We start from the raw sequence: 3,744 nt of genomic DNA on the forward strand, positions 1-3,744 counted from the left end.
ACGAATACGCTCAACCCAATCTCGATCATCAAGGCAATCCAAAACACCGTTGATGGCTTTCGCTGACAATTTGGGTACCTGATCCAACGTTTCCAAATCGGCTGACAACAGAGATTCCAGATTCTTAAAATAGGCAGCTAAACGCTGAGCACCCACCTTCGCAACGCCACTGATACCCATGCGGTCAATAAGTTCGGCGAAGCTGATACCGGCCACCAGATCAGCCGATAAATCTGATTCATCGGTAAACTGAATGCCTTGTCCCAATAAGTCATCCAGTACTGCCGCATTATGCTCATCGGCGAAGAAATGGCTGATTTCACTCGCCACTTCACGACCAATATCCGGTAGCCAAGTCAGAATCTCCGGCAAAACGACGCGGATGCGCGCAAGGCTTCCCAGCTTATTCGCTAACACACGGGCCGTTTCCTCACCCACGTCCGGAATGCCCAGACCATAGATAAAACGAGCTAACGCGACCTGTCGACGCTCAGAGACTGAGTCACACAGTTTTTGCGCCGAAACCTCTGCAAACCCCTCTAACCCCGTCAGCTGCTCTGGTTTCAGCCGATAGAGATCAGCTGGGGAAGCAATTAACTTCAACTCAACCAGCTGCTCAATAATTTTTTCACCCAACCCGTCAATTTCTAACGCTTTACGCGATGCGTAGTGGATAATTGCTTGCTGTACTTGAGCCTGACACGCCAGACGCCCTACGCAACGATAAGCGGCCCCTTCGCTGGTCTGCTCACCGGATTTGGTCCGTTTCACAATCTGTACGCGTTCAACTTCAGAACCACAGACAGGACAACTGGTGGGGATTTCAACCGCTACAGTGCTCTCAGGACGGCGCTCGGTCACCACTTTAACGACTTGTGGAATCACATCGCCCGCACGACGAATCACCACGCTGTCACCGGCACGCAGGTCCAGACGGGCGATTTCATCCATATTATGCAACGTGGCGTTCGACACGGTCACACCTCCAACAAATACCGGTTCCAAGCGCGCAACCGGTGTAATCGCCCCGGTACGGCCGACCTGAAACTCAACATCCCGGACGAGTGTAATCTCTTCTTGCGCAGGAAATTTATGCGCAATCGCCCAGCGTGGCGCTCTGGAAATAAAGCCCAGCTGGCGCTGCTGCTCCAAACTATTGACCTTGAACACAACGCCATCAATTTCATAGGGCAGACCCGCACGCAGCTGCATGATGCGCTGGTAATACTCCAGACACCCCTCTACGCCTTCTACAACATCCAACAGGGCATTGAGCTTGAACCCCCACTCTTTCAACTGGCGTAACACATCGGCATGTTTACCCGGCATCTCACCGCCTTCAACAATACCGATGCTATAGCTGCACATCTCTAAAGGACGCTGGGCTGTAAGCCGGGGGTCAAGTTGACGCAAACTCCCAGCCGCCGCATTGCGGGGATTCACAAACGGCTTACTTCCATCTGCTCGCGCTCTTTCGTTAAGCGCGTCGAATCCTTTTCGTGGCATATAGATTTCACCACGTACTTCCAGGCGTTCGGGATATCCTTCGCCAATTAGTTTTAGTGGTATTGTCGGAATAGTACGGACATTTAACGTAATATCTTCTCCGTTATTTCCATCACCACGCGTGGCCCCCCGCACCAACACCCCGCCTTCGTAGAGCAAACTGATCGCAATACCGTCAAGCTTGGGTTCACAGGCATATTCCAGTGCTTCTTTCCGCTCCAATTCCAACCGATCAACGTTCCTTCGATGAAAGTCACGCATATCTTCTTCATCGAAAGCATTATCTAGTGACAACATTGGCATCTCATGCTGCACCTGAGTGAAAGCATCAAGCGGCACACCACCTACTCGCTGAGTTGGAGAATCGATTGTGACAAGCTCTGGATGCAATTTTTCCAACGATTTAAGTCGTTGAAAAAGGCGGTCATACTCGGCATCAGGTATTTCAGGATTATCCAGAGAGTAGTAACAATCGTTGTGGTGATTGAGCTGCTCACGCAGCGCCAGAATTTCCTGCTCAACAGACACAGTGGAACCCTATATTTATCAGAAAATAACGAATTGGAAGCGAAGAGGTGACGTGTGCTTAATGCACACGTCTGGACAGATTGCGCATACCGAAGTCACGGATACGCTGACGATAATGTTCTTTTGTCTGAGGTCGTAATACGGAGCGATTCTCATCCAACAGCTCAGCACCCATATGTTTAGCAACAGTCTCTGCCGTCGCCAACATACATTCAAACGCATTCATAACATCACGTGGCTCTTCCATCGACATAAAGAATGTCAGACCACGGGTGGTCATTTGATCCATTTCATCCAAATCAAATGTTCCCGGATTGATTGCGCTGGCCATACTAAATTGAACAGCGCCGGTATCAATACCGTCCTCGAATCGGTGGAAAATTTTCATCTCTCCGAACCGCATTCCGCAAGCGTTGACCAGAGGCAGCAGCGTCGCGCCGGGAATAGGTAACGACTCGCCCGCAAGTACCGTGATCGCAAGAACACTTTCCGGATCGGGCGTTTTATCCAATGCCGGGCGCTCAGCAAACAGATCTTCGGTTTCGGGTACCGGTTCAGGTTTGATTTCAACCTGCGGTTCCGCCTTTTTAGACTTAGCGGCTGCCGGTGCTACAACGCCGTTTGCCGGTTTGCTTTTTAGATCGGGCTCCGGTGCTATCGCTTCATCTGCAAACAATGAAGGCAGCACCTCCTGCTCATCGTACTTTTCATCATCCAGCAACAGCGTAATTGGCTTATCCAAATCCAGATCATCATCTCTGGATACTTCAGAAAAACCAGGCTCTTCCTGATGAGATTCTGAAACCGGGGCATTCCGATGTTCAGCCGCCCCCTTAATCCCTGCGATAGGCGTTGAAAACGCCTCAAACACAGGTTCGCGGATCTTATTTTCAGAGGCGTATGCTGTTTGCGTCTGCTCCAATTCCTGAGAAGCACGTGATTTTGGCTCTGGCTCTGGCCGTATTTCAGCCACTACTTCAGGTACAGCGTCTGGAACACGCTTACTCGGTTCGGAGACAGACTCGTCGTCAAACCCATCAAGCGTAGGAAATAACGGTTCTGCAGGTTGAACAGAGGGATCAAATGGCGTGGACGCAACAACCGGAGCCTCCGCCTCGACAGCAGGGGATACCTCATCCGGCAAGACTACAGGCTTACGATGTACCGTACGTTCTTCTTCAGGCACGGCAGATTGAGCATCCTCTGCTACGTCAGAGTTAAGCGTAACGACGCGTGCAGGCCCCAGCAATTCGTCGCAATCGCCATTATCGTAGAAGCGATTTTCCTGTGAATCTACATGTAGCGGACGATTATCTGACAACGGCGCACTTATCAGACTCTCTTCAGTCGAATCCACATCCCCTGAATGAGAGTGGCTACCTGAATCCAGTTGAGGCTCATCTCCAAACCCAGGTTCAATGCGTTCCTGAACGCCGGATTTATGGTGGTCAAACAAAATATCTGAAGCGTCAGAAGAAGCCGGTTCACACTGCAGAGGATCAATATCATCTTGTCTCTGATCGGGTTCCATATCAGAAAAAAGTGGGTCTTCACCTACAAGTCGAGCGCCGCCATTTGGTAACTCGGGATTACTCGACCGTACGGGTTCTTCCGGCAACTCAGCGGCTGCCGGATCGATATCCATACGCAGCCGGTTTCGGTTTCCATTCATCCGACGCCAACCATCCAGGATGATAAGGCCAATCAGGA

2 protein-coding genes are annotated in these 3,744 nt (G+C 50.9%); both read right to left on the bottom strand.

The features are described 5' to 3' along the window. Positions 1-2,034, bottom strand: a 2,034-nt coding sequence (ligA, locus tag ABYW01_RS16495; protein WP_372834786.1) for an NAD-dependent DNA ligase LigA, incomplete at its 3' end; no start/stop codon positions are given. 58 nt (positions 2,035-2,092) lie between these two features. Beyond that, a partial coding sequence (zipA, locus tag ABYW01_RS16500; RefSeq protein ID WP_372834789.1) for a cell division protein ZipA occupies positions 2,093-3,744 on the bottom strand: 1,652 nt, incomplete at its 5' end.

Source organism: Pontibacterium sp. (assembly GCF_041587635.1).
GTDB lineage: Bacteria > Pseudomonadota > Gammaproteobacteria > Pseudomonadales > Balneatricaceae > Pontibacterium.